Here is a 2,863-nt window from a genome sequence, read left to right on the forward strand (position 1 = left end):
TGGTAGATCGCCACCACCGAGCCCAGGCTCGCGCCGAGCGAGAGCAGGAAGCCGACGGTCGCCATGAGCGGCACCGCGATGGAGCGGAAGAGCATCACCAGCAGCGCCAGCGCCAGCACGACGATGACCGCGATGTAGACCGGCAGCGCGTCCGCCAGCGCCTGGTTGACGTCGATGCTCAGCGCCGTCTGCCCCGTGACGAGCACGTCCGCGCCAGGGGTGTCCGCGGTCCGCGCCCGGATCTCGTGCACGAGGTCCGTGGTGGCCTCGTCGGTGGGGCCGCTGCCGGGCACGACGGTGATCAGCTGGGCGGTGCCGTCGGCGGAGGGCACGGCCGGGGCGGTGGCGACGACGTCGTCCAGCCCCTGCACGTCCGCGGCGACGGAGGCCGCGGCGGCCGCGACGGCGCTCGCGTCGGTGCCCTCCACGACGACGAGCAGCGTGGCCTGCGACCCCTCGCCGAAGCCCTGCACGAGCAGGTCGTAGGCCTGCCGCGCCGAAGTGGCCGGGTCGCCGTTCTCCGCCGAGGGCAGCGCGGTGCGCATCGAGGCGACGGGCAGCGCCACCGCGCCGACGACGAGCACGGCGCCCAGCAGCGCCAGCACCGGGTGGCGGGTGACGCCGCGCGCCCAGCGCGCCAGCAGCCCGCGCCGCTGCGCGCCCCCGTCGGACGCGCTCGCGGGCACGACCCCGGTCGCGGCGCGCAGGCCCGCGGCGTCCAGGTGGCGCTCGCGGCGGGGCAGCACCCGGCGCCCCATGACGGCCAGCAGCGCGGGCACCGCGGTGAGCGCCACGAGCACGGCGACGGCGACCGTCGCGGCGGCCGCGACACCCATCTGGGTGAGGAAGGAGATGTCCACCACGGCCAGCCCGAGCAGGGCGATGACCACCGTGGCACCGGCGAAGACGACGGCGGTGCCGGCGGTGCCGGTCGCCTTGGCGACGGCCTGCTGCACGTCGGCGCCGGCGCGCAGCTCGGTGCGGGTGCGGGCGAAGACGAACAGGGCGTAGTCGATGCCGACCGCCAGGCCGAGCATCGAGGCCAGCGCCGGGGTCGTCGAGGACAGGGAGACGACCTTGCCGAGCGCGGTGATGCCGACGACGCCGACGCCCACGCCGACGAGCGCGGTGAGCAGGTTGGCGCCCGCGGCCACCAGCGAGCCGTAGGTCAGGACCAGCACGACGAAGGCGACGGCCACGCCGATGGCCTCGCTGGCGTGGCCGCCGCTGCCGGTGGTGGCCAGGTCGGAGGTGACCTCCACGCGCACGGCGCCGTCGGCGCCCTGCACGTCGTGGTCGGTGGCGGCGGTGAAGGCCCGCGCCGTCGCCTCCGCCACGTCGCCGGCGCCGGTGGTGAAGGCGACGGTGGCGGCGGCGATGCTCTGGTCGGCCGAGACCCGCGCGGTCTGCGCGGCCAGCGGGTCGCTGACGGCCGCGACGCCCTCGATGCCGCGCAGCTGCGCGAGCAGCTCCTGGACGGCGGCGGCGTTGGCGCCGGTGAGCGTCTGCCCCGCCGGGGCCTGGAGCACGACGGTGGCGGTGGCGGCGGAGGCGCCGGCGGCGAACTCGCGCTCGAGGACCTCCAGGCCCTCGCTGGCCTGGGTGCCGGGGATGGAGAAGCTGGTCTGCGGTGCCGCCTGCTGCGGCAGCCCGACCGCGAGGGCGGCCAGGGCGGTGAGCAGCAGGGCCCAGACGGCCAGCACCAGCCGGCGGTGGCGGGCGCTGGCGTCGCCCAGGCGGTGCAGCAGGGTGGCCATGGCGGGAGGCTCCTTCAGCGGTGGTCGGCACGCGCCGCCACCGGCCGGGAGGCGCCGCTCGCAGTGCATCGGCGCGACGCCCTCCCGGCTGAAGCCCCGGGAGCTAGCCGATCGGCTAGCGGCCGAGCTCCACGTCGACCTCGCTGCTCCCGCCGTCGACGACCTCGACCGCCGTGGCCGTCGGGGCGTAGCCGGAGGCGGTGAGGACGTAGCGGCCGCGGCCGAGGTCGTCGAAGCAGAAGCCGCCGTCCTCGCCGGTGGTGACGCTGTCGACGACCGCGCCGGAGTCGTCGACGAGCGTCACCGACGCCTCCCGCACGGCGCCGCCGTCGGTGGCGGCGACGACCGTGCCGACCAGGCGACCGCCGCCGGCCAGGCGCAGGTCGGCGTCGAGGGTGATCGAGTGCGCCAGCTCCACGGTGCGCGCCAGCGGGCGGTGCTCGGTGCTGAGCGCGCTGAGGACGTAGGAGCCGCTGACCAGGTCGGTGAACCGGTACCCGCCGTCGGCGCCGGAGCGGGTGGTGGCGACGACGCTGCCCTGGACGTCGAGCAGCGTGACGACGGCACCGGGTACCGGGTGCTCCTCGCGGCCGTCGCCGGTCAGCACCCGGCCGGTGACGGCCGCGGTGCCGGCGAGCCGGACGTCGTGGCGCACGGGCGCGTCGGCGACCGCGACGAGCTGGGCCGCGGGCCGCGTCTCGCGGGAGGCGGTGATGAGCAGGAAGGTGCCTCCGGAGGGCGGGGAGAGCCGGTAGCGGCCCTCGGCGTCGGAGGAGGTGCGGGCCAGCTGCCGGCCCGCCGGGTCGGTGAGCGTCAGCGCCGCCCCGGGCAGCGGGTGGCCGGCGACGTCGCGCACGACCCCCTCGATGCCGGGACCGGCCGCGGAGCCCGGCCGCTGCGCCGGCACCGCGGGGGCGGTCTGCGCGGGGGCCGCAGCGGGGGCGGGCTGCGCGGAGGGCCCGTCGGCGGTCAGGAGCCGCTCCAGGCTGCGGCCCTCGGCGTCGACGTTGGGCACGATGCGCTGCATCCAGCGCGGCATCCACCACGCCTTCTCGCCCAGCAGGGTCAGCGCCGCCGGCATGATGACCATCCGGACGACGAGGGCG

The 2,863-nt window shown here is 77.3% G+C and carries 2 protein-coding genes; both read right to left on the reverse strand.

Annotation, left to right across the window (positions count from 1 at the left end; translation table 11 throughout):
* On the reverse strand, positions 1 to 1,757 hold a 1,757-nt coding region (locus ACRYM2_RS23045; protein WP_432525030.1), incomplete at its 3' end, for an MMPL family transporter.
* Positions 1,758 to 1,872: 115 nt separating this feature from the next.
* Positions 1,873 to 2,863, reverse strand: a 991-nt coding sequence (locus tag ACRYM2_RS23050; protein ID WP_432525032.1) for an MSCRAMM family protein, incomplete at its 5' end; no start/stop codon positions are given.

Source organism: Kineococcus aridisoli, from assembly GCF_050871885.1.
Lineage (GTDB): Bacteria > Actinomycetota > Actinomycetes > Actinomycetales > Kineococcaceae > Kineococcus.